We start from the raw sequence: 20,648 nt of genomic DNA, 5'->3' as shown, positions 1-20,648 counted from the left end.
AGAGGGCGCTCAGATTCCCAGCTCAACTCCCGGTCTCCTCGCGAGTTGCCGGCACATCGATAACCTCGGGATCGCCTGGCGACTCGGCCAGCAATGTCCCCACCGCAGTTTCCAACTGCGGAAGTTTGTCTGTCAGGACTTGCCACACGAGGGCGTCGTCGACGTTCGCGTGCCCGTGAATGAGGATGTTTCTAAAGGCCACGATCCGCGGTAGTTCGGGACTTGCGCTGCCATGTCGGCGTGGCTCTTCGCCAGTTGACTCAACGCCTCTCCGACTATCTCGAATTGCCGTTCGACTGCCGACCGCAGCAACACGTCATTCTGGTATTCCGCAAGTGTCGTCCCGGCGGCGAATTGTCGCAGGATCCCGCGGCGCGCAGCGCGTCCCACAGGTACTTTCGAGGATCAGGCTGCATAGATCGGTTCTCGCGTCTGCATGACGTGCTGTCTGAAGTACGGGTTGACCAAGCCGGACGGTGTCACCACGTCAACGGGTCGGCCGATGATTTCTTCTAGCCCTTCTTTGAGAGCGAAGTACTGGTCGAAGTCTGGACCCGTCTCGAACTCCACGAGGACGTCGACATCACTAGTGTCGACGTCGAACGAGTCGCTGACAGCGGAGCTGAACACGTCCAAGCGGCGCACTGACAGGTCGCGGCACAACGCCTGTATCTGGTGCCGCTTCGACTCGACCACCTCATGCACTGCGTCCACCTCCGCGTTTACATTCTGCCGGCCGGCGACCGGTGTTCGCGAGCAAGCTCGATAGTCTGCTCGTCGATGTGAGCGGCGATGCGCTGTTGCTCGGCGACGTCGGGAAGGTCCATGGGCGCAGTTGCCCAGCTTGCTCAAACCGATCTCCCTCTGACGGTCCCGCGTCAACTGCCGCACTAATTCGCCCCACGGGCGTGCACAGAATGCCGGCCGAAGCGGCGTGCCGCCGTACAAACACGCACGCTCGCGGTGGCATCAGGAGAACGCCGTGTCCAGGATCTCCTGTTGCTCGACGGCGTGCACCTTCGACGAGCCTGACGACGGCGCCGACATGGCCCTGCGCGAAATACGCTTGATGCCGCTGAGCAAGTCGGGGAGCACCTCCGGCAGCGTCAGGCCCAACGACGGCCACGCGCCCTGGTTGGCCGGCTCTTCCTGCACCCAGAAGTACTCATTGACGGCTGGGTAGCGTTCCAGCGTCTCGCGCAGGCGCCGCCGCGGTAGCGGGGCCAGCTGTTCGAGGCGAACGATCGCGATGTCGTCGCGGTTGTCCTTGGCTTTGCGCGCGGCCAGCTCGTAGTAGAGCTTGCCGCAGGTCAACAGGATCCGGGTGACCTTGCTGCGGTCGCCGATGCCGTCCTCGTAGGTCGGCTCCTCGAGTACCGAACGGAACTTGATCTCGGTGAAGTCCTTGATATCGCTGACCGCTGCCTTGTTGCGCAGCATCGACTTCGGCGTGAACACGATCAGCGGGCGCATCACCCCGTCCAGAGCGTGCCGTCGCAACAGGTGGAAGTAGTTCGACGGCGTCGACGGCACCGCGATTGTCATCGAACCCTCGGCCCACAGCTGCAGGAAGCGCTCGATCCGGCCGGAGGTGTGGTCGGGCCCCTGACCCTCGTGTCCGTGCGGCAGCAGCAGCACCACCGTGGATAACTGGCCCCACTTGGCCTCTCCAGAGCTGATGAACTCGTCGATGATCGACTGCGCGCCGTTGACGAAGTCGCCGAACTGCGCCTCCCACAGCACCACGGCGTCCGGGTTGCCCACGGTGTAGCCGTACTCGAAGCCCACGGCGGCGTACTCCGACAACGGCGAGTCGTAGACCAGGAACTTGCCGCCGGTGGGAGTGCCGTCGGAGTTGGCCGCCAGCAGCTGTAGTGGCGTGAACTCCGCGCCGGTGTGGCGGTCGATGAGCACCGAATGCCGCTGCGAGAAGGTGCCGCGGCGGGTGTCTTGCCCGGACAGCCGCACCAACTTGCCCTCGGCCACCAGTGAACCCAGCGCCAGCAGCTCGGCGAACGCCCAGTCAATCTTGCCTTCGTAGGCCATCTCGCGGCGCTTTTCCAGCACCGGCTGGACCCGCGGGTGCGGGGTGAAGCCGTCCGGCAGGGCCAGGAATGCGTCGCCGATCCGAGCCAGCAACGACTTGTCGACCGCGGTGGCCAGACCCGCGGGCAGCATCTGGTCGGCCTCAACCGATTCGCTGGGCTGCGCGCCGTGCTTCTCCAGCTCGCGGACCTCGTTGAACACCCGCTCCAGTTGGCCTTGGTAGTCGCGCAGCGCGTCCTCGGCTTCCTTGATCGAGATGTCGCCACGGCCGATCAGGGCTTCGGTGTAGCTCTTGCGGACGCCACGCTTGTTGTCGACGACGTCGTACATGTAGGGGTTCGTCATCGACGGGTCGTCGCCCTCGTTGTGACCGCGCCGGCGGTAGCACAGCATGTCGATGACGACGTCCTTCTTGAACCGCTGCCGGAAGTCCACGGCCAGCTGCGCCACCCACACGCACGCCTCGGGGTCGTCGCCGTTGACGTGGAAGATGGGCGCGCCGATCATCTTGGCGACGTCGGTGCAGTACTCGCTGGACCTGGAATACTCTGGCGCCGTGGTGAACCCGATCTGGTTGTTGACGATGATGTGGATGGTGCCGCCGACTCGGTAGCCGGGTAGATGCGCCAGGTTCAGCGTCTCGGCCACCACGCCCTGTCCGGCGAAGGCGGCGTCACCGTGCAGCATCAGCGGCACTACCGAGAAGGCCCGTTGGTTTTCACTGTCGGTGTCGCCGTGGTCGAGCAGATCCTGCTTGGCCCGAACCAGACCCTCCAGTACTGGGTCGACCGCCTCCAGGTGCGACGGGTTGGCGGTCAGCGACACCTGAATGTCGTTGTCGCCGAACATCTGTAGGTACACACCGGTGGCGCCGAGGTGGTACTTGACGTCGCCGGAGCCGTGCGCCTGCGCCGGGTTCAGGTTGCCCTCGAACTCGGTGAAGATCTGCGAGTACGGTTTGCCGACGATGTTGGCCAGCACGTTGAGCCGGCCGCGGTGCGGCATTCCGATGACCACTTCGTCGAGGCCGTGCTCGGCGCACTGGTCGATCGCCGCGTCCATCATCGGGATGACGCTCTCCGCACCTTCCAGCGAGAACCGTTTCTGCCCAACGTATTTGGTGGCCAGGAACGTTTCAAAGGCCTCTGCCGCGTTCAGCTTGCTCAGGATGTACTTCTGTTGTGCCACAGTGGGTTTGACGTGCTTGGTCTCAACCCGCTGCTCCAGCCATTCCTTTTGTTCCGGGTCCAGGATGTGGGTGTACTCCACACCGATGTGACGGCAATAGGCATCGCGCAGCAAGCCCAGCACATCGCGCAGCTTCTTGTATTCGGCACCGGCAAAGCCGTTGACCTTGAACACCCGGTCGAGATCCCACAAGGTCAGCCCGTGGGTGAGCACCTCGAGGTCGGGGTGACTGCGGAACCGGGTCTTGTCCAACCGCAGCGGGTCGGTGTCGGCCATCAGATGACCACGGTTGCGGTAGGCCGCGATCAAGTTCATCACGCGGGCGTTCTTGTCGACGATCGAATCCGGGTTGTCGGTGCTCCAGCGCACCGGCAGGTACGGAATGCTCAGCTCGCGGAAGATCTCGTCCCAGAATGCGTCCGAGAGCAGCATCTCGTGGATGGTGCGCAGGAAGTCACCGGATTCCGCGCCCTGGATGATGCGGTGGTCGTAGGTCGAGGTCAGGGTGATCAGCTTGCCAATGCCCAGTTCGGCGATGCGCTCCTCGCTGGCGCCCTGAAATTCGGCGGGGTACTCCATTGCGCCGACGCCGATGATGGCGCCCTGGCCGGCCATCAGCCGCGGCACCGAGTGCACGGTGCCGATGGTTCCGGGGTTGGTCAGCGAAATCGTCACTCCGGCAAAGTCTTCGGCGGTCAGCTTGCCGTCGCGCGCTCGCCGGACGATGTCTTCATAGGCGGTGACGAACTGTGCGAACCGCAGGCCTTCGCAACCTTTGATGCCGGCCACTACCAGAGAACGCTTGCCGTCTTTCCCCTGCAGGTCGATCGCCAGGCCGAGATTGGTATGAGCCGGGGTCACCGCGGTCGGCTTGCCGTCGACCTCGGTGTAGTGCCGGTTCATGTTCGGGTATTTCTTGATCGCCTGGACCAGCGCATAGCCCAGCAGATGGGTGAACGAGATCTTGCCACCGCGATTGCGCTTGAGCTGGTTGTTGATGACTGTGCGGTTGTCGATCAGCAGCTTGGCCGGGATGGCCCGCACGCTGGTTGCGGTCGGCACGTCGAGCGACGCGGACATGTTCTTGACGACCGCCGCCGCCGCGCCGCGTAGGACCTGCACCTCGTCGCCCTCGGCGGGCGGGGGAGGCGCGGGCTTGGATGGAGCCGCTGGTGTAGCCGCGGCCAAGCCATTGCCCGCAGTGGCGGCGGGCTTGGCGGGCGCCGTGGCCGTTTCAGCCGGCTTTGCCTGCGGGGCAGCCGGCTTGGCGTCTGCGGGCGTCGAGGTCGCAGAGGCTGGCTCTGCGTCAGGTTCAGAGGTTGATTCGGGGTTGTAATCAACCAAGAACTCGTGCCAGCTTGGATCGACCGAAGAGGGGTCGTCGCGGAACTTGCGATACATCTCCTCGACCAGCCATTCGTTTTGTCCGAACGGTGAACTTATGTTGGCCACGGCCGCTGTTCGCCTCGATTCTTTTTCCTGCACGGTCCTGCGAGGGGTCGGGCGGCACAGAAAGGTCACCGCCTCCTAAAGGCTAACGTCTTGCTGGCACTTCGCTAGGGAGACCGGGTAACTCGGTTTAGCTGGCATCCCGGACGGTCGGCAGCAGATGCAGGGTGACTGGCCAGCGTGCCGGTGGGGCACCGAACGCCGATCGCGCGTTGCGGACGATCTTCTTGCCCACCAACCGGTTACCGATGGCCCCGATGACCGCGCCGATACCCATCGGCAGCAGCTTGCCGAACATCAGCGCCCCCCGCTTCAGCGCGAACCGCTTGACGAAGTACTTGAGCATCCGCGAGTTCAATTTCGAGATCGCCGGCAGCGGCAGCGAGGCCATGCTTTCCGACACCCAGCCGCCGGTGGTGCGCCCGGAACCGATCAGCTCGGCCACGGCGCTCTTGCTGTTGTCACCGACGAGTACCGCCAGCACCAGGGCGCGGCGCCGTTCCCGGTGGTCGAGGGGAATGCCATATACCGACGCCAGCGCCAGCACGAAGAGCGCGGTGGCCTCCAGGAACACCACGGTTTCCCCGGCGGCCGCCGACAAGGCGGCCAAGGTGCCGATCCCGGGAAAAGTCGCGGCCGCACCTACGGCTGCCCCGCTGGCGGTCACGACGGACACGAAGCGCTTCTCCAGCTTGGCGACGATCTCGGCGGGACTGGCGCCCGGGTGGGTGCGACGAAGGCGGTCTACATAGGCCTCCGCGGCGGGGCCCTGTATCCGCGAACTACGCTCGATGACCTGGGCCAATGCCCGCGTGGACGCTTTGGCCCGGCCGGTGGCGGCAACCAGCTGCGGGTCCAGCTCAGCCTTGCTGCGGGCCTTGTTCCAAGACCGAGTTCGTCGAGGGCTCATCTTCTCTCCTGCCAACGGCGTCCCCCTAGGCTAACGCCATAATGCAGGCTGGACATCGGTCCGTGGCGGTGCGGCTCAGCCGAAGCGAGCTGTCGTGCAGGACCCGCGCCGGCGACGATATGCATGGCGATGTGGGGGTACCTCCCGCTTGCGGGGGAGAGGAGCGGCGCACATGACCCGCGCCGGCGACGATGCAGAGCGAAGCGATGAGAGGAGCGGCGCTCATGACCCGCGCCGGCGACGATATGCATGGCGATGTGGGGGTACCTCCCGCTTGCGGGGGAGAGGAGCGGCGCTCATGACCGGCGCCGGCGACGATGCAGAGCGAAGCAATGAGGAGGAGCGGCGCTCATGACTTGGGCGACGAGCCGGGTTGCCGCAGACAACTACTCCGGAAACCCCTGGCAGGTGCTGTGGGCGATGATGATCGGCTTCTTCATGATCATGCTCGACTCGACCATCGTCGCCGTCGCGAACCCGACGATCATGGCCAAGCTGCATACCGGCTACGACACCGTGGTCTGGATGACCAGCGCGTATCTGCTGGGGTATGCGGTGCTGCTGCTAGTGGCCGGCCGACTCGGCGATCGGTTCGGCACGAAATATCTCTACCTGGTCGGTCTTGTGGTGTTTACCGTCTCGTCGGTGTGGTGTGGGCTGTCGGGCAGTGCCGGCATGCTGATCGCTGCCCGAGTGCTACAAGGTCTCGGTGCAGGGCTGCTCACCCCGCAGACCTTGTCGACGATCACACAGATCTTTCCCGCCGAGCGCCGCGGTGCCGCGATGGCCGTATGGGGTGCCACCGCTGGCGTCGCCAGCCTGGTGGGGCCGTTGGCCGGCGGGGCGCTGGTCGACAGCCTCGGCTGGGAGTGGATCTTCTTCGTCAACGTCCCAGTCGGCATCGTTGGCCTGGGATTGGCGGTTTGGCTGATTCCGGTGCTGCCCACTCACGTGCGCCGCTTCGACTGGATCGGGGTCGTGTTGTCCGGAACAGGTATGTTTTTGATCGTCTTCGCGCTGCAGCAGGGCCAGTCGGCCCATTGGCAGCCGTGGATCTGGGCGGTGCTCGTCGCCGGTGTCGGGTTCATGTCCGTGTTCATCCACTGGCAGGCGCTCAACAGGCATGAGCCGCTGATCCCGCTGGACATCTTCGGTGACCGGAACTTCAGTCTCTGCAATGTCGGGGTGGTGGTCATCTCGTTCGCGACGACGGCAATGATGCTGCCGCTGACGTTCTACGCCCAGGCGGTGTGCGGGCTGTCGGCGACTCGTTCGGCGTTGCTGATCGCGCCGATGGCAATCACCAGCGGCCTGTTGGCGCCGGTCGTGGGCGTGCTCATCGACCGATCCCATCCGCTACCCGTGCTCGGTTTCGGCTTTTCGGTACTGGCGATCGGACTGACCTGGCTTTCGTTTGAAACGGACCCGGGGACGCCGATCTGGCGACTGGTCTTGCCGTTTAGCGCGATAGGTGTGGCGATGGCGTTCGTCTGGTCACCCCTGACGGCCACCGCAACCCGTAACCTGCCACCGGACCGGGCTGGCTCGAGCTCGGGCGTGTTCAACGCCACTCGCCAGCTCGGGGCGGTCCTCGGCAGCGCGGGCATGGCCGCCTTCATGACCTCTCGGATTGCCGCCGAGATGCCGGCCGGCGCATCTGCCGTCGCTGGGCCACCAGATGACGCCACTGCGGAGGGCGGCACTTCGGTGCAATTGCCAGAGTTCGTGCGCCAGCCGTTCTCGGACGCGATGGCACAGTCGACACTGCTGCCCGCGTTCATTGCGTTGTTCGGGATCGTTGCCGCGCTGTTCCTGGTCGGCCTGACCGGATCGCGGATGATGCGTGATCCCGTGCCCGCCGAGGGCTATGACTATGACTCGGATGATGACGACGACTTCGACGATGACGACTACGTCGAGTACGTCCTTCGGCGCGACAGACCCGCGTACCAGGAGCCTGACGATTCGCTATCGGCATGATCGGCGAGCATAAATAGCCCACCCTGGCCATGCTCGCCCACGCCTTCCTGGCCGCGGCCACCGCCACCGAACGCAACACCGCAGCGACCCCGAACGGGCTGATCGCCTTGACCGTCAACGAATTTCGACGACTCTTCGACGCTCTGCTCCTGATCACCCAGCACACCGTCGCGCACCCTGCTGGCGTTTCCTACTACCGACGACGCCAGAATCGATGATCTCGATCTTCGGCTGCGGTACTAAGCCGCCTGACACCATATGTTGGGTCGATGCCAAAGCCATTTCTAATCGAAAAGTTGCGATTCCGGCGATTCTGGTGCCCAGCGCTGGACGCCATCTTCTCGATTTCCTGCTGACCATCGGAGAAATCGCCATCACCCCGGTTGTCCGCGCGACTTGGGGGTAACGGCCTCGGGCGAGGTCGCGCCGCCAACGCCGACTACCGCGACGCCTGCCACGACTTGGCACGCAGTGGGCCAAGCCGTCCGCTTTCGTTGAGCGCCTTTATCAGTTCGGCGCCGAGGCGCATCGTCTGTTAACGGTCAGCCCCGAAAAGTTAACTTACGGCGATGAAAATGAATTGAAATTTGGATTGCTCAAAATAATTTTGGATAAATGTGGATTTTCTTGAAGGCCTGCGCGAATACTGACCGGAAGTCGAGTCGGGGCGACTGACGGGAGCCGCGGATGTCTTCGTATGTAATCGCCGTGCCGGAGTTCTTGACATCAGCGTCGAGGGAGTTGACCGATATCGGGTCGGCGGTCGCGGCGGCCAACTCGGCGGCGATGGTTTCGACTACGCGGGTGCTGGCCGCCGGCGGCGATGAGGTGTCGGCGGCCATCGCGAGGCTGTTTGGCACCTACGCGCAGGAGTACCAGGCGCTTAGCGGACAGTCGGCCGCTTTCCACGAGGAGTTTGTGCGGGCGTTGACCGCGAGCGGTAGCGCTTATGCGGCGGCCGAGACCGTAAACGCGGGGCCCTTGCAAATCCTCTTGGACCTGATCAATGCGCCCACCAACATCTTGTTGGGGCGGCCGCTGATCGGCGACGGCACCAATGGCGCGCCGGGGACTGGGCAGGCCGGCGGAGCCGGCGGGATCCTGATCGGTAACGGCGGCAACGGCGGGTCGGGCGCGACCGGCCAGGCCGGCGGGCCCGGCGGGGCCGCCGGCCTGTTTGGCATGGGCGGGGCGGGCGGGGCTGGCGGCGCTGGCGCCGCCGGCCAGGCCGGAGGGCCCGGCGGCGCCGGCGGCGCCGGCGGGCTGCTGGGTGGCAATGGCGGAGCCGGCGGCGTTGGTGGCGCCGGCGGGGCCGGCGCGATCGGCATGGCCGGCGGCGCCGGCGGTGCCGGCGGTGCCGGCGGAGTCGCCATGGCGTCGGTGGGCTGGGCCGGCGGCGCCGGCGGGGCCGGCGGGGCCGGTGGTGCCGGCGGCGCGGGCGTAGCGGGCACCCCGGGCAATTCCGGTGGTACCGCGTTTGAGGGCGGAGCCGGGGGCGTCGGCGGGAGCGGCGGTGCCCACCGGGGGTTGTTCGGCATCGGTGGGCTGCTCGGCGCCGGTGGTGATGGCGGGAGTGGCGGCGTTGGCGGTGCCGGCGGGACCGGCGGGACTGGTGGAGCCGGCGTGGGCTTTGCCGCGCCTGCTGGGCAGGGCGGTTTCGGAGGAAGCGGCGGTAACGCCGGCGCGGGAGGCGCCGGCGGGGCTGCGGGGCTCTTCGGCAGCGTCGGCCACGCGGGCGGCAACGGCACCGGCGGCGTCGGCGGCACCGGCGGCACCGGCGGGATGGGCGCCACCGGGTTTGCCGGCCAGGATGACCCGTTTGTGCCCACCCAGGGCTTGCCAGGCGGGTTCGGCGGGCAAGGCGGTCAGGGCGGGACCGGCGGACAGGGCATCAACGGGGTCGGTGGTGGCGCAGGTGGCCAGGGCGGTGTGGGCGGTCAGGGCGGCACCGGTGGGGCTGGCGGCAACAACAACGGCAGCAGCGGTGGAAATGCAGCTGCGGGCGGGCAGGGCGGTACCGGTGGTGCTGCCGGTCTCGGTGGCTTCGGAACCGACGGCGGTGCCCACGGCGCCTCCGGCACCGGCGGGGTCGGCGGCACCGGCGGCGCCGGTGGCAACGGCGCGACCGGCCTCGCTGGCGTCGACGACCCGACCGTGCCCACCGTGGGCGACCAGGGTGGCACCGGCGGTGCCGGTGGTCAGGGCGGTACCGGTGGTATGGGCTTCGGCGGGAAGGGCGGCGGCCAAGGCGGCCAGGGCGGCGCGGGCGGCCAGGGCGGGACGGGAGGAACCGGCGGCGACAACACCGGCGGCAGCGGCGGCGACGGCGCCGCGGGTGGAAAGGGCGGTACCGGCGGCTCTGCCGGTCTCGGCGGCGTCGGCGTCGACGGCGGCGGCGTGGGCAGCGCGGGCGCCGGTGGTGCCGGCGGCCAAGGCGGCACCGGCGGGGCCGGCGCCCAAGGCGCCACCGCCGCCAAGAGTGGCGATATTGGCGGTACCGGCGGTGATGGTGGCGAGGGTGGCCAAGGTGGCCTGGGTGGGGACGGTAACGGCGGGATCAATGGTGCTGGCGGTGCTGGCGGTACCGGTGGTGCTGGGGGGCAGGGCGGTACCGGCTATGCCGATGACGGCACCAACAACGCCTCTGGTGGCGGCATGGGCGGCACCGGCGGCGCCGCCGGCGTCGGCGGCGAGGCCGGAACCGGCGGCACCGGCGGTGCCGTGGGCAAGGCGGGCACCGGGGGCACGGGCGGCCAGGGCGGGACCGGCGGGGCCGGCCATCAGGGCCTCGCCGCCGCCTCCGTCGGCGATGTCGGCGGCACCGGCGGTGATGGCGGCAAGGGCGGTCAAGGCGGCCAGGGTGGGGCCGGTAACGGTGGCACCAATGGTGACGGTGGCGTCGGCGGCACCGGCGGCGCCGGGGGCCAGGGCGGCACTGGTCATGTCGGCCACGGGAGCAGCGACGGAAGTCCGGGCGGCACCGGCGGCACCGGCGGCGAGGCCGGCGTAGCCGGCGCGAAGGGCGTCGGCGGTACCGGCGGCTCCGACGGCAAGGCGGGCAAGGGCGGTCAAGGCGGCCAGGGCGGTACCGGTGGGGCTGGTGTGCAGGGCGCCACCGCCACGATTGGAAACGTTGGTGGTACCGGCGGTAACGGTGGGGCCGGCGGCCAAGGCGGCCAGGGCGGTTCCGGCGTCGGTGGCATCAACGGCGACGGCGGTGTTGGCGGCACCGGTGGCGCTGGTGGCCAAGGCGGCACCGGATTCGCCGACGACGGCAGCAATAACGCCACCGCCGGTGGCACCGGTGGCACCGGCGGCGCAGCGGGCGTTGCTGGCCTGGCCGGCACCGGCGGTACCGGCGGCTCTGACGGCAAGGCGGGCACCGGCGGCACCGGCGGCCAAGGCGGCACGGGCGGGGCCGGCGCTCCAGGCGTCGACGGCACCAGCGGCATGGCCGGCGGCGCCGGCGGCGCTGCTGGGCCGGGCGGCCAGGGCGGCCAAGGGGGCTCCGGTGTCGGCGGCTTCAACGGCGACGGCGGGGCGGGCGGCACCGGCGGTCAGGGCGGTCAAGGCGGAACCGGCGGCGCCGACGACGGCAGCAACAACGCCGCCGCCGGCGGCACCGGCGGGTCGGGCGGCTTCGGCGGCTTCGGTGGTCTGGCCGGCACCGGCGGTACCGGCGGCACCGTGGGCAGCGCGGGCACTGGCGGTGCCGGCGGCGCCGGCGGTGCTGGCGGCGCGACTACCACTAGCGGCCATACCGCCGGTGCGGGTGGCCAAGGCGGCCAGGGTGGCCCGGGCGGCCAGGGACTCAACGGGCCGCCCGGCGGCAGTGGCTACGCCGGCGGTCTGGGCGGGGCCGGCGGCGAGGGCGGCCAAGGCGGCGACGCCGTTAGCGGCGCAACCAGCGGTAGCGGCGGCGCGGGCGGCGCCGGCGGCGCGGGCGGCGCGGGCGGCACCGGCTTCGATGACACCGGCGGCAACGACGCCGGCTCGGGCGGCCAGGGCGGTCAAGGCGGTCAGGGCGGTGGCGGCGGCGCGGCCGGCGCCGGCGGCGACGTTGGCACCCCGACCGCGGGCGCCGCCGGCACCGGTGGTCAAGGCGGCCAAGGCGGCCAGGGCGGCGCCACCACCATCATCGGTAACACTGCCGGTGCGGGCGGTCAGGGCGGTCAGGGCGGCCAAGGCGGCACCGGCATCCCCGGTCCGGCTTCCGGCACCGGCGGTGTCGGCGGCCAAGGCGGTCAAGGAGGCACCGGGGGCACCGGTGGTACCGCTATCGCCGGCGCAACCAACGGCAGCGGCGGCCAGGGCGGTCAGGGCGGCCAGGGTGGCACCGGAGGCGTCGGCTTTGACGACGATGGCTCCAATAACGCCGGCACCGGCGGCACCGGCGGAACCGGTGGCGCCGGCGGGGCCGGCGGTGCGGTGGGCGCGGGCGGCAGTGGCGGCACGGTGGGTGCCGGCGGGACCGGCGGCCAAGGCGGCACCGGCGGCGACGGCGGCACCGGCGGCGGTAGCTCCGGCCATGTCGGCGGCCAAGGTGGCCAGGGCGGCGACGGGGGCCAGGGCGGCACCACGACCGGTGGAATCAACGGCGACGGCGGCCGAGGTGGTACCGGCGGCCACGGTGGCCACGGCACGGACGTCGTCGGCGGCGGCAACGCCGCCAGTGGCGGCCAAGGCGGCGATGGCGGCCAAGGCGGTGTCGTCGGCACGGGCGGCACCGGCGGAATCGCGGGTGCTGGCGGCACCGGCGGTGCGGGCGGCAGCGGCGGCAAGGTGGGCACCGGCGGTGCCGCCGGTGCCGGCGGCCAAGGCGGGCAAGGCGGCCAAGGTGGCGATGGTGCCACCGGCCCGGCTTCAGGTACCGGCGCGGTCGGCGGTCAAGGCGGCGAGGGCGGTGCCGGTGGCTCCGGCGGTGACGCTGGCCCAGGGTCCACCCCTGGTGTTGGCGGCGCGGGCGGCCAAGGCGGCATAGGCGGCACTGGCGGTGCCGGCTATGACGACGACGGCGGTAACAACGCCGGCACCGGCGGCGTCGGCGGTGCCGGTGGCCTCGGCGGCGCCGGCGGTGCAGGCGGCGCGGACAGCGGCGGTTTCCACAACGCCGCGGGCGTCGCCGGTAAGGGCGGGACCGGCGGCACGGGTGGCCAGGGCGGCGACACCGCCACCAGCGGTCACATCGCCGGTGCGGGTGGCCAGGGCGGCGCCGGCGGCCAGGGCGGCACCGGTATGGTCAGCGGTCCTTTCGCGTCCGGATCCACCGGCGGGCTGGGCGGTGACGGCGGCGCCGGCGGCGCCGGCGGCGATGCCACCTCCGGGGCAACGAACGGCAGCGGCGGCCAGGGCGGTACCGGCGGTCAAGGTGGCACCGGCGGGGCGGGCTACACCGACGATGGTGGCGACAATGCCGGCTTCGGCGGCTGGGGCGGCACTGGCGGCCAAGGCGGCGCTGGCGGCGCGGTTGGCGCCGGGGGAACCGGGGGCACCGCCGGTGCGGCGGGGACCGGTGGCGCCGGTGGCACGGGTGGCGCCGGTGGGGCGACCACGTTTGCCGGTCACGTCGCCCGTGGCGGCGGTCTTGGTGGCGCCGGTGGCCAAGGTGGCACCGGGGCCGACGCCACGACCCCCTCCGGCAGCGGCTACGCCGGCGGGCAGGGCGGCGCCGGCGGGCAGGGCGGCGCCGGCGGCAACGCTGTTTCCGGCGCATTCAATGGCTTTGGTGGCAACGGCGGCGACGGTGGCCAAGGTGGCGCTGGCGGCGGCGGCTACGTCGACGACGGGAACAACAACGCCGGTGCCGGCGGTGTCGGCGGCCAAGGTGGCGCCGGCGGAGTGGGTGGTGCGGCGGGCACCGGCGGCCAAGTGGGCTCGGGCCCCGCGGGCAACGCGGGGCTAGGCGGTACCGGCGGTACCGGCGGCACCGGCGGTGCCGCCACCGTCGCCGGTCACATCGCCGGCGCGGGTGGCCAAGGCGGGACCGGCGGCGAAGGTGGCGCGGGGGCCGACAGCGTGGCACCCTTCACCTCCGGTAGCCAAGGCAGCCAAGGCGGCCAAGGCGGGTCCGGCGGCGCCGGCGGCAACGCCGTGGCCGGCGCAACCAACGGCAGCGGCGGCAAGGGCGGTACCGGCGGCGTCGGCGGTCAGGGCGGACAGGGCTACGACGACGACGGCGTCAACATCGCCACCCCCGGTGGCCAAGGTGGCTTCGGCGGCCAGGGCGGCCAGTGCGGCACGAGCGGATCTGGAGGCAGCGGCGGCACTGTGGGAGCTGCCGGCACCGGTGGCCAAGGCGGCCAGGGCGGCCAGGGCGGTGCCACCACCACTGCCGGTCACGCCGCCGGCCAAGGCGGCCAAGGCGGCGTCGGTGGCCAAGGCGGCACCGGCGCCAGCGCCACCACGCCGTCCGGCGGTGCCACCGCCGGCGGCCAGGGCGGCCAGGGCGGCGCGGGAGGAGCCGGCGGCAACGCGGTCGCCGGCGCGATCAACGGCAGCGGCGGGCAAGGTGGCGTCGGCGGCCAAGGCGGCACCGGCGGCGTCGGTTACTTCGACGACGGCACCGATAACGCCGGCATCGGCGGCGTGGGCGGCACCGGCGGCAAGGGTGGCGCCGGCGGCGTGATCGGCACGGGCGGCGCCGGCGGGATCGTGGGCGACGGCGGCCAAGGTGGCCAGGGCGGCAGCGGCGGCCAAGGCGGCGATGGCGCGTTCCTTACCGGCCACGCCGGCGGCACCGGTGGCCAGGGCGGCGTCGGCGGCCAGGGCGGCAGCACCAGCGGTGGAGTCAATGGCATCGGCGGCGCCGGCGGTACCGGCGGCCAAGGCGGAACCGGCGGCTCCGGAGCCTCCGACGACGGTTCCGACAACGCCGGCACCGGCGGCATCGGCGGCACCGGCGGTTCCGCTGGCCTCGGTGGCGCGATCGGCACCGGCGGCACCGGCGGCGCGGCGGGAACCGCGGGCGTTGCCGGCGCCGGCGGCACCGGCGGCCAAGGCGGCGCCACGTCGTTTAGCGGTCATACCGCCGGCACCGGCGGCCAAGGCGGCCAAGGTGGCGCCGGCCTGGCCGGTGCCATCGGAAACGACGGCGGCGCCGGCGGCGCCGGCGGTCAGGGTGGCCAAGGTGGCTTTGCCGCGTTCGATGCAACCGGTGGTAGCGGCGGCCAAGGCGGCCAAGGTGGCACCGGCGGCGCTGGCGGCACGGGTGTGGCCGATAGCGGCGCCAACGACGCCGGCATCGGCGGTAAAGGTGGGCAAGGTGGCCAAGGTGGCGGGGGCGGCGCGGCCGGCTTTGGCGGCACTCTCGGCGCAGTCGGGGCTGCGGGCACCGGCGGCACCGGTGGCCAAGGTGGCCAAGGCGGCGCCACCGCCACGGTCGGTAACATCGCCGGTGCCGGTGGCCAAGGCGGCCAGGGCGGCCAAGGCGGCACCGGCGCCGAGAACACGACACCGGCCGGCACCGGCTTCACGGGCGGGCAAGGCGGCCAAGGCGGCGCGGGCGGCGCCGGCGGCAGCGCGGTTGTGGGCGCAACCAACGGCAGCGGCGGCCAGGGCGGCACCGGCGGCCAAGGCGGCACCGGCGGTTTGGGCGCCATCGACGACGGCTCCGACAACGCCGGCACCGGCGGCACGGGCGGCGTCGGGGGCGACGGCGGAGCCGGCGGCGCGAAAGGCACCGGCGGCAGCGGCGGGACGGTGGGCGACGGCGGCCTAGGTGGTCAAGGCGGCCAAGGCGGCGACGGCGGCTGGGGCGCGTTTGGCACCGGTGACCACGGCGGCCAGGGTGGCCAAGGCGGCGCCGGCGGCGTCGGCGGCACCACCAGCGGCGGGACCAACGGCAGCGGCGGCCAGGGCGGCACCGGCGGCCGAGGTGGCGCGGGCGGCGATGGCCGCATCGACGACGGATCCGACAACGCCGGCGCCGGCGGCATAGGCGGCACCGGCGGCCAAGGTGGCGTCGGGGGCGCGGTCGGCTCAGGTGGCACCGGCGGCACCGTGGGCGGCTTGGGAATAGGCGGCCAAGGCGGCGACGGCGGGCGCGGCGGATTCACCTCCTTTACCGGTCACACCGCCGGTGACGGTGGCCAAGGTGGCCAGGGTGGCCAAGGGGCCACCGGCGCCGACGGCACCGCGTCCTCGACCACCGGCGCCACCGGCGGCGAAGGCGGCGCCGGCGGCAGGGGCGGCGAAGGCGGTAACGCCTTTGATCCTGGCGCAATCGCCGGCGCTGGCGGTCAAGGCGGCGCCGGTGGCGCCGGCGGCCAAGGCGGCAACGGCTACGCCGACGACGGCATAGTCGCTGCCGGTGCCGGAGGCCAGGGCGGGAAAGGCGGCGCAGGCGGCCAAGGCGGCATAGGTGGCTTCGGCTTCGGCGCAAGCAGCGGTGAATCGGGCGATGGCGGCCTCGGCGGCGCTGGGGGCGCCGGTGGCCAAGGCGGCGCGACCACCGCTAGCGGACATACCGCCGGTGGGGGCGGCCAGGGTGGCCAAGGCGGCGACGGCGGCAACGGCGGCGACAACTTCAACAACGGCATAGCCGCCGGTGCGGGGGGCCAAGCCGGCGACGGCGGCGCCGGCGGTGCCGGTGGCAACGCGGTCGCCGGTGCAACCAACGGCAGCGGTGGCCAGGGTGGCACCGGTGGCACCGGCGGCATCGGGGGTTTTGGCAACAGCGACAACGGCACGGATAACGCCGGTGCGGGCGGCGACGGCGGCCGTGGCGGCGGCGGCGGAGCCGGCGGCGCGATTGGCACCGGCGGCACCGGCGGCACCGTGGGCGCCGCTGGCACGGGCGGCAACGGTGGCCAGGGCGGTCAAGGCGGCACCACGCCCTTTACCGGCCATACCGCCGGCGCGGGCGGTCAGGGCGGCGATGGCGGTACTGGTGGCGCGGGCGCGACCGGCCCGGCCGGCGGCAGCGGCGGCGGCGGTGGTCAGGGCGGCCAGGGTGGTCAAGGCGGAAACGGCGGCTTGGCCTTTGCTCCCGGCGCAACCAACGGCGACGGCGGCGCGGGCGGCGCGGGCGGCGCGGGCGGCGTCGGCGGCCACGGCTACGACGACGACGGCGCCAACAACGCGGGCAGCGGCGGCACCGGCGGCCGAGGCGGCAACGGCGGCCTCGGCGGTGAGCCTGGGGTCACTGGCGGCGGCAGCACGGCGGGCAAGGCGGGCGCGGCGGGCACCGGCGGTGAAGGCGGTCAAGGCGGTCAAGGCGGGCAGACCACGTTCGCCGGCAATACGGCGGGTACGGGCGGCACCGGTGGTCTGGGTGGTAACGGCGCCCAAGGCGGCAACAGCGCTGCCCCCAGCATTCCCGCCGGGGATGGCGGCCAAGGCGGCAAAGGTGGCAAGGGTGGCACCGGCGGTGCCAACCTCCTTGGCACCGGCGGCACCGGAGGTCAAGGTGGGCAAGGTGGTATCGGCGGCACCGGCGGCTCCGGCATCCTCGCGGGCGGCACCGGCGGTGACGGCGGAGAAGGCGGTGACGGCGGTGACGGTGGTGTCGGCTCCAGTAAGGACCCTGGCAACCCCGGTGCTGACGGCACGCCAGGCGGCACCGGCACCGGCCCCACTGGCTCGATCGGCGGCAAAGGCGGCACCGGAGGCGGCGGCGGTACCGGCGGCACCGGCTCCCTGTAACGCCTTACGGCGGCGGCACCCAGCTAGACGTCAGCGCCAGGAACGCACCCAGGTTCACCAGACCTGCCGGCGTAGCGGGCAGATACTCGGTCAACGTCGGCGAGCGCACGATCACCGCCGCATATTGTGCCCGGCTGATCGCAACATTGAGCCGATTCCTGTTGAGCAGGAACGATATTCCGCGCGGCACCTCGTCAACAGACGAGGCGGTCATCGAAATGAAGACAACCGGCGCCTGCCCGCCCTGAAACTTGTCGACCGTGCCGACCCGCACCTCGCCCAGTCCGGCCGACCGCAACCGCTGCCGCACCAGCGTCACCTGGGCGTTGTACGGCGCCAGCACCAGCACGTCGGCTGCTTTCAACGGCCGCGTGCCGTGCTCATCGGTCCACTCCCGCCCGAGCAGCGCCTGGACCTCGGCGAGGATTGCATCGGCTTCCTCCGGGCTTTCGATCGAATTGCCTTGGTGGCCAACGAGAAGCACACGCACACCGGGATCAAACCCATCGAGGTGACGGCCAGCGGTGCACTCGGCGTGCGAGTGCAGCCTGCCTTCGTACGACAGCGCCGAGACCGCGGCGCACACCGCCGGATGCATCCGGTAGGAGCGGTCCAGGAAGTAGCCGCGTTCATCGGGCAGGGTGCGCTGACCGTCGACCAGCCAATCCAGCGCGGAGGCATCGACGGGTTCTGGATGCGTTCCCTGACTGACCTGCGGCAGTTGCTGCGGATCCCCGAGCAGCAACAGGTTGTTGGCCGCCGGTGCCACCGCAATGGTGTTGGCCAAACAGAACTGGCCGGCTTCGTCGATCACCAGCAGATCCAGGCTACCCGCGGGCACTCGATTGCTGTTGGCGAAATCCCAGGCCGTACCGCCGATTACGCACCCCGGGTGGTCGGCGATGAATGCCGCGTACTCGCTCCCGTCGATCTCCTGCCACCGCGCAGCACCGTGATCGTGGGGTTTCTTGGCCACCAGCTCCGGGTCCAGGCCCGCGTCGATCACGCAGTCCAGCAGGTTCTCCACGACTGCGTGCGATTGTGCGACAACGCCTATGCGCCAGCCGTGATCGGTGACCAATCGTCTGATCACCCGGGCGGCGGTATGCGTCTTGCCGGTGCCCGGGGGTCCGTGCACCGCCAGGTACGACGAGTCCAGCCTCAGCACCGCCGCCGCGAGGTCGGCGACGGTGTCGTCGCCACGCGGCAGCCCGGTGGCGCCGCGGGTGCGGGGCGGGCGGCGCAGCAGCAGGTCCACCAGCGCGGTGTGTGGTAGCTGCGGCAGCCCCGCGGCCATGGCGGTCGCCGTCGATTCGATCGATTGTCGCAGCGTGGTCGTCGGCACCGGGGGCCCCGGCGTGAGCGCAACCGGCAATTGGTGAAACACGTTGCCGTCATTGCCGATTCGCTCGACAATGACGACTTCGGTGGGCAGCGCCGGGTCGTCGACCTCGACAACCACCGCCCGGCCGGCCCCCCGGCGATCGGGAACGTCGGTCATACCCACAGGAGCCGGAGGCTCATACAGCGCGAAAACATTCGCGTTGAGGTCGCCACGGGCCAGTTCACCGGTAAGGCGCACCCGGCGCTGCGGCTTGTGCGCCCGCGGCGGCTTATGCCAATCGACCGCCACTGACGCTGCACTGGCAATGAAAACGTCTGTGCTGTCTGACCATTCGTCGACCGGATAATTCAGCCGGTCGAAATGCGCCCACCAGAACGGCTTGTCCTCGCGCCGATGGTAGCCGCGGGACGCAGCCACCAGAGCGACCGCGGTCTGTTCCGGGGTTCGCTCTGCCGCGGCCGCATCACCGGTGAACGCCGACAGCGCTGCTGCCAGCGCGTCATGGTCGTCGACGGTCTCGCCGTCGGCAACCGGCTGCATGCCGACGGGTGTGACGCCGGACTCCCAGGACCGCATCACCAGCCAGTCGCGCAGCGCGCGCGTGGACCGGCAATCGTAATGGTTGTAGTCCTCGATCTCCTTGAGCACGGTGGCGGCCTCATCGGCGCGGCCGTCGGCGAGCAGCTCGCAGTAGCGGGCGTAGGACGTGATCGAGTCGGCGGCGGTGGTGACGTCACCGGAGCGCAGCTGCGTGCCCATGTACAGCGGCTCCAGCGCCTTCAGGCTGAACGACTCCGCACCGACGCGAATGCTCTTGCGCACCAACGGGTACAAGTCAACCAACACCCCGTTGCGCAGCAAGTCGTCGACCTCGTCCTCGCCGACTCCGTACCGTCCGGCCAGCCGCAACAGCGCGGTCTTTTCGTAGGGTGCGTAATGGTAGATGTGCATGTCGGGGTGGCGCCTGCGCCGCTTGGCCACCATGGCCAGGAAGTCGGTCAGCGCCTTACGCTCGGCTACCCGGTTGTGCGCCCACAATGGGCGGAAGGTCCCCGCAGCTTCCAGCACGCCGAATAGATACTCCAGGCCCCAATGCTTGCCGTCGGCAGTCCACAGCGGATCGCCTTCGAAGTCGAAGAACAGGTCGCCGGGGTTGGGCTCGGGCAATAGCGCCAGCGGCTGTGGGTCAGCGATCTCGAACTGCGGAATTCCCGTATCACGTTGGCGCACTTGCAGTCTGGCTTGCGCGATAAGCCTGTCCAGCGTACCGCTCGTCAAGCCGGCAACAGGCCCGGCACGGCCGGCGAGCTCGCAGATCGTGGTGATGCCGGCGTCAAGTAGCCTGGCCCGCTGGGTCACCCGCATCCCGGCGACCAGGAGCAGATCGTCGGCGGCGCGCAATTGTTCGCTGCACAGCGGACAACGGAAACACGCCCGCACCCCTTCGTCGTCCCAGCGCACCGCGGCACCGGAGGCGTGGTGGCCGTCGAGAAGGCGCTGCAATAGCGCGCGCTGGGACCGATAGACAGGTATGAGGTCACCGAGGCGGTAGCGCACCACCGTGCCGTCACCGAGTTCCAGCTCCGCCTCCGGTGCCACCGGCACGCCCGAGCGCGCCAACGTGTCCGCGTAGGCCGCAAGCTGCAACAGCGCGGTCACTTTCGGCGAGCGCGCCAGCTTGGTGTCAGCGACCCGATACTGTTCACCATCTCGGATCAGAAAGTCGGCGAAGCCGACGAACCGGCCGTCGAACATCGCGGCCTGATACACCACCGGCGCGCACCGGGCGATGGCGCGCTGCGTCGCCTCGGCCGCAGCCGTCAGCCCCTCGAGTGTGTATGCCGGGCGGCCAATGACGGCGACCGCATCGCCGAACCGGGCGCGCAGCCGGTCGAGCCGGCGTCGCTCGTGCTCGGTACCCAGAGCGGCGGTGCGGGCCAACAGTTCGTCATCACCCGAAACCGCGGCACCTCGGCCTAGTTTCGCGTCGAAGTCCCGGAGCAACGCGTATTCGCAGCGGGCGGCGGCCGCGAGATCCGAAGCGCTGTAGACGATGCTGTCGCCGGTGACGAACACAGCAGCCACTGT

Annotated in this window: 9 protein-coding genes and 1 pseudogene; 4 read left to right on the top strand and 6 right to left on the bottom strand. The window is 70.8% G+C overall.

All coding sequences use genetic code 11. The features are described 5' to 3' along the window. Positions 1-22: 22 nt before the first annotated feature. The 5 genes from AADZ78_RS29210 to AADZ78_RS20020 all read right to left on the bottom strand — a co-directional run bounded on the left by AADZ78_RS29210 (position 23) and on the right by AADZ78_RS20020 (position 5,593). A complete protein-coding gene (locus tag AADZ78_RS29210) occupies positions 23-202 on the bottom strand; it encodes a DUF86 domain-containing protein (RefSeq protein WP_204079255.1) in 180 nt (59 codons plus the stop codon). Continuing rightward, positions 133-315: a hypothetical protein gene (locus tag AADZ78_RS29205; protein ID WP_372510600.1), complete on the bottom strand. Its 183-nt coding sequence runs from the start codon at positions 313-315 to the stop codon at positions 133-135. Before AADZ78_RS29205 ends, AADZ78_RS29210 begins: the two co-directional genes overlap by 70 nt. A gap of 90 nt (positions 316-405) precedes the next feature. Then, the gene (locus tag AADZ78_RS20030) at positions 406-705 is read right to left on the bottom strand and encodes a nucleotidyltransferase family protein (protein ID WP_085250130.1); all 300 of its coding nucleotides are present in this window, start codon (positions 703-705) and stop codon (positions 406-408) included. 264 nt (positions 706-969) lie between these two features. Further along, positions 970-4,686, bottom strand: a complete 3,717-nt coding sequence (locus tag AADZ78_RS20025) for a multifunctional oxoglutarate decarboxylase/oxoglutarate dehydrogenase thiamine pyrophosphate-binding subunit/dihydrolipoyllysine-residue succinyltransferase subunit (protein WP_085250125.1) — start codon at positions 4,684-4,686, stop codon at positions 970-972. Positions 4,687-4,813: 127 nt separating this feature from the next. Continuing rightward, the gene (locus AADZ78_RS20020; RefSeq protein ID WP_085250126.1) at positions 4,814-5,593 is read right to left on the bottom strand and encodes a hypothetical protein; all 780 of its coding nucleotides are present in this window, start codon (positions 5,591-5,593) and stop codon (positions 4,814-4,816) included. A 351-nt stretch (positions 5,594-5,944) separates the two neighbouring features. Here AADZ78_RS20020 and AADZ78_RS20015 point away from each other — a divergent pair. From AADZ78_RS20015 to AADZ78_RS20000, 4 genes and pseudogenes are all read left to right on the top strand, one after another. Next, positions 5,945-7,531 (top strand): annotated as a pseudogene (locus AADZ78_RS20015) (MFS transporter); the annotation flags it as partial. 71 nt (positions 7,532-7,602) lie between these two features. Further along, complete coding sequence (locus AADZ78_RS20010) at positions 7,603-7,791, top strand: hypothetical protein (protein ID WP_085250128.1); 189 nt, start codon at positions 7,603-7,605, stop codon at positions 7,789-7,791. Beyond that, positions 7,788-7,979 (top strand): hypothetical protein, encoded by a 192-nt coding sequence (locus tag AADZ78_RS20005; RefSeq protein ID WP_085250129.1) that lies wholly within the window; start codon positions 7,788-7,790, stop codon positions 7,977-7,979. The genes AADZ78_RS20010 and AADZ78_RS20005 overlap by 4 nt, the downstream gene beginning before the upstream one ends. A 281-nt stretch (positions 7,980-8,260) precedes the next feature. Continuing rightward, on the top strand, positions 8,261-17,215 hold the full coding sequence (locus AADZ78_RS20000; protein WP_264033476.1) for a PE family protein: 8,955 nt from the start codon (positions 8,261-8,263) through the stop codon (positions 17,213-17,215). A 4-nt stretch (positions 17,216-17,219) separates the two neighbouring features. On the opposite strand, the gene AADZ78_RS19995 is transcribed toward AADZ78_RS20000, so the two are convergent. Further along, positions 17,220-20,636 carry a TM0106 family RecB-like putative nuclease gene (locus AADZ78_RS19995; RefSeq protein WP_085253376.1) on the bottom strand — a complete coding sequence of 1,139 codons (3,417 nt, stop codon included), beginning with the start codon at positions 20,634-20,636 and terminating at the stop codon, positions 17,220-17,222. Between the last annotated feature and the right edge of the window lie 12 nt (positions 20,637-20,648).

Origin of the sequence: Mycobacterium riyadhense, assembly GCF_963853645.1 — a bacterium.
In the GTDB taxonomy this organism is placed as follows: domain Bacteria; phylum Actinomycetota; class Actinomycetes; order Mycobacteriales; family Mycobacteriaceae; genus Mycobacterium; species Mycobacterium riyadhense.
Note: the sequence above shows the minus strand (reverse complement) of the source record. Positions and strands in the feature narration are given on the sequence as shown.

Bases quoted from the DNA above. Each gene is read 5' to 3' on its own strand.
- AADZ78_RS20020 (WP_085250126.1), bottom strand. From the start codon at position 5,593: ATGAGCCCTCGACGAACTCGGTCTTGGAACAAGGCCCGCAGCAAGGCT.
- AADZ78_RS20010 (WP_085250128.1), top strand. From the start codon at position 7,603: ATGCTCGCCCACGCCTTCCTGGCCGCGGCCACCGCCACCGAACGCAAC.
- AADZ78_RS20005 (WP_085250129.1), top strand. From the start codon at position 7,788: ATGATCTCGATCTTCGGCTGCGGTACTAAGCCGCCTGACACCATATGT.
- AADZ78_RS20000 (WP_264033476.1), top strand. From the start codon at position 8,261: ATGTCTTCGTATGTAATCGCCGTGCCGGAGTTCTTGACATCAGCGTCG.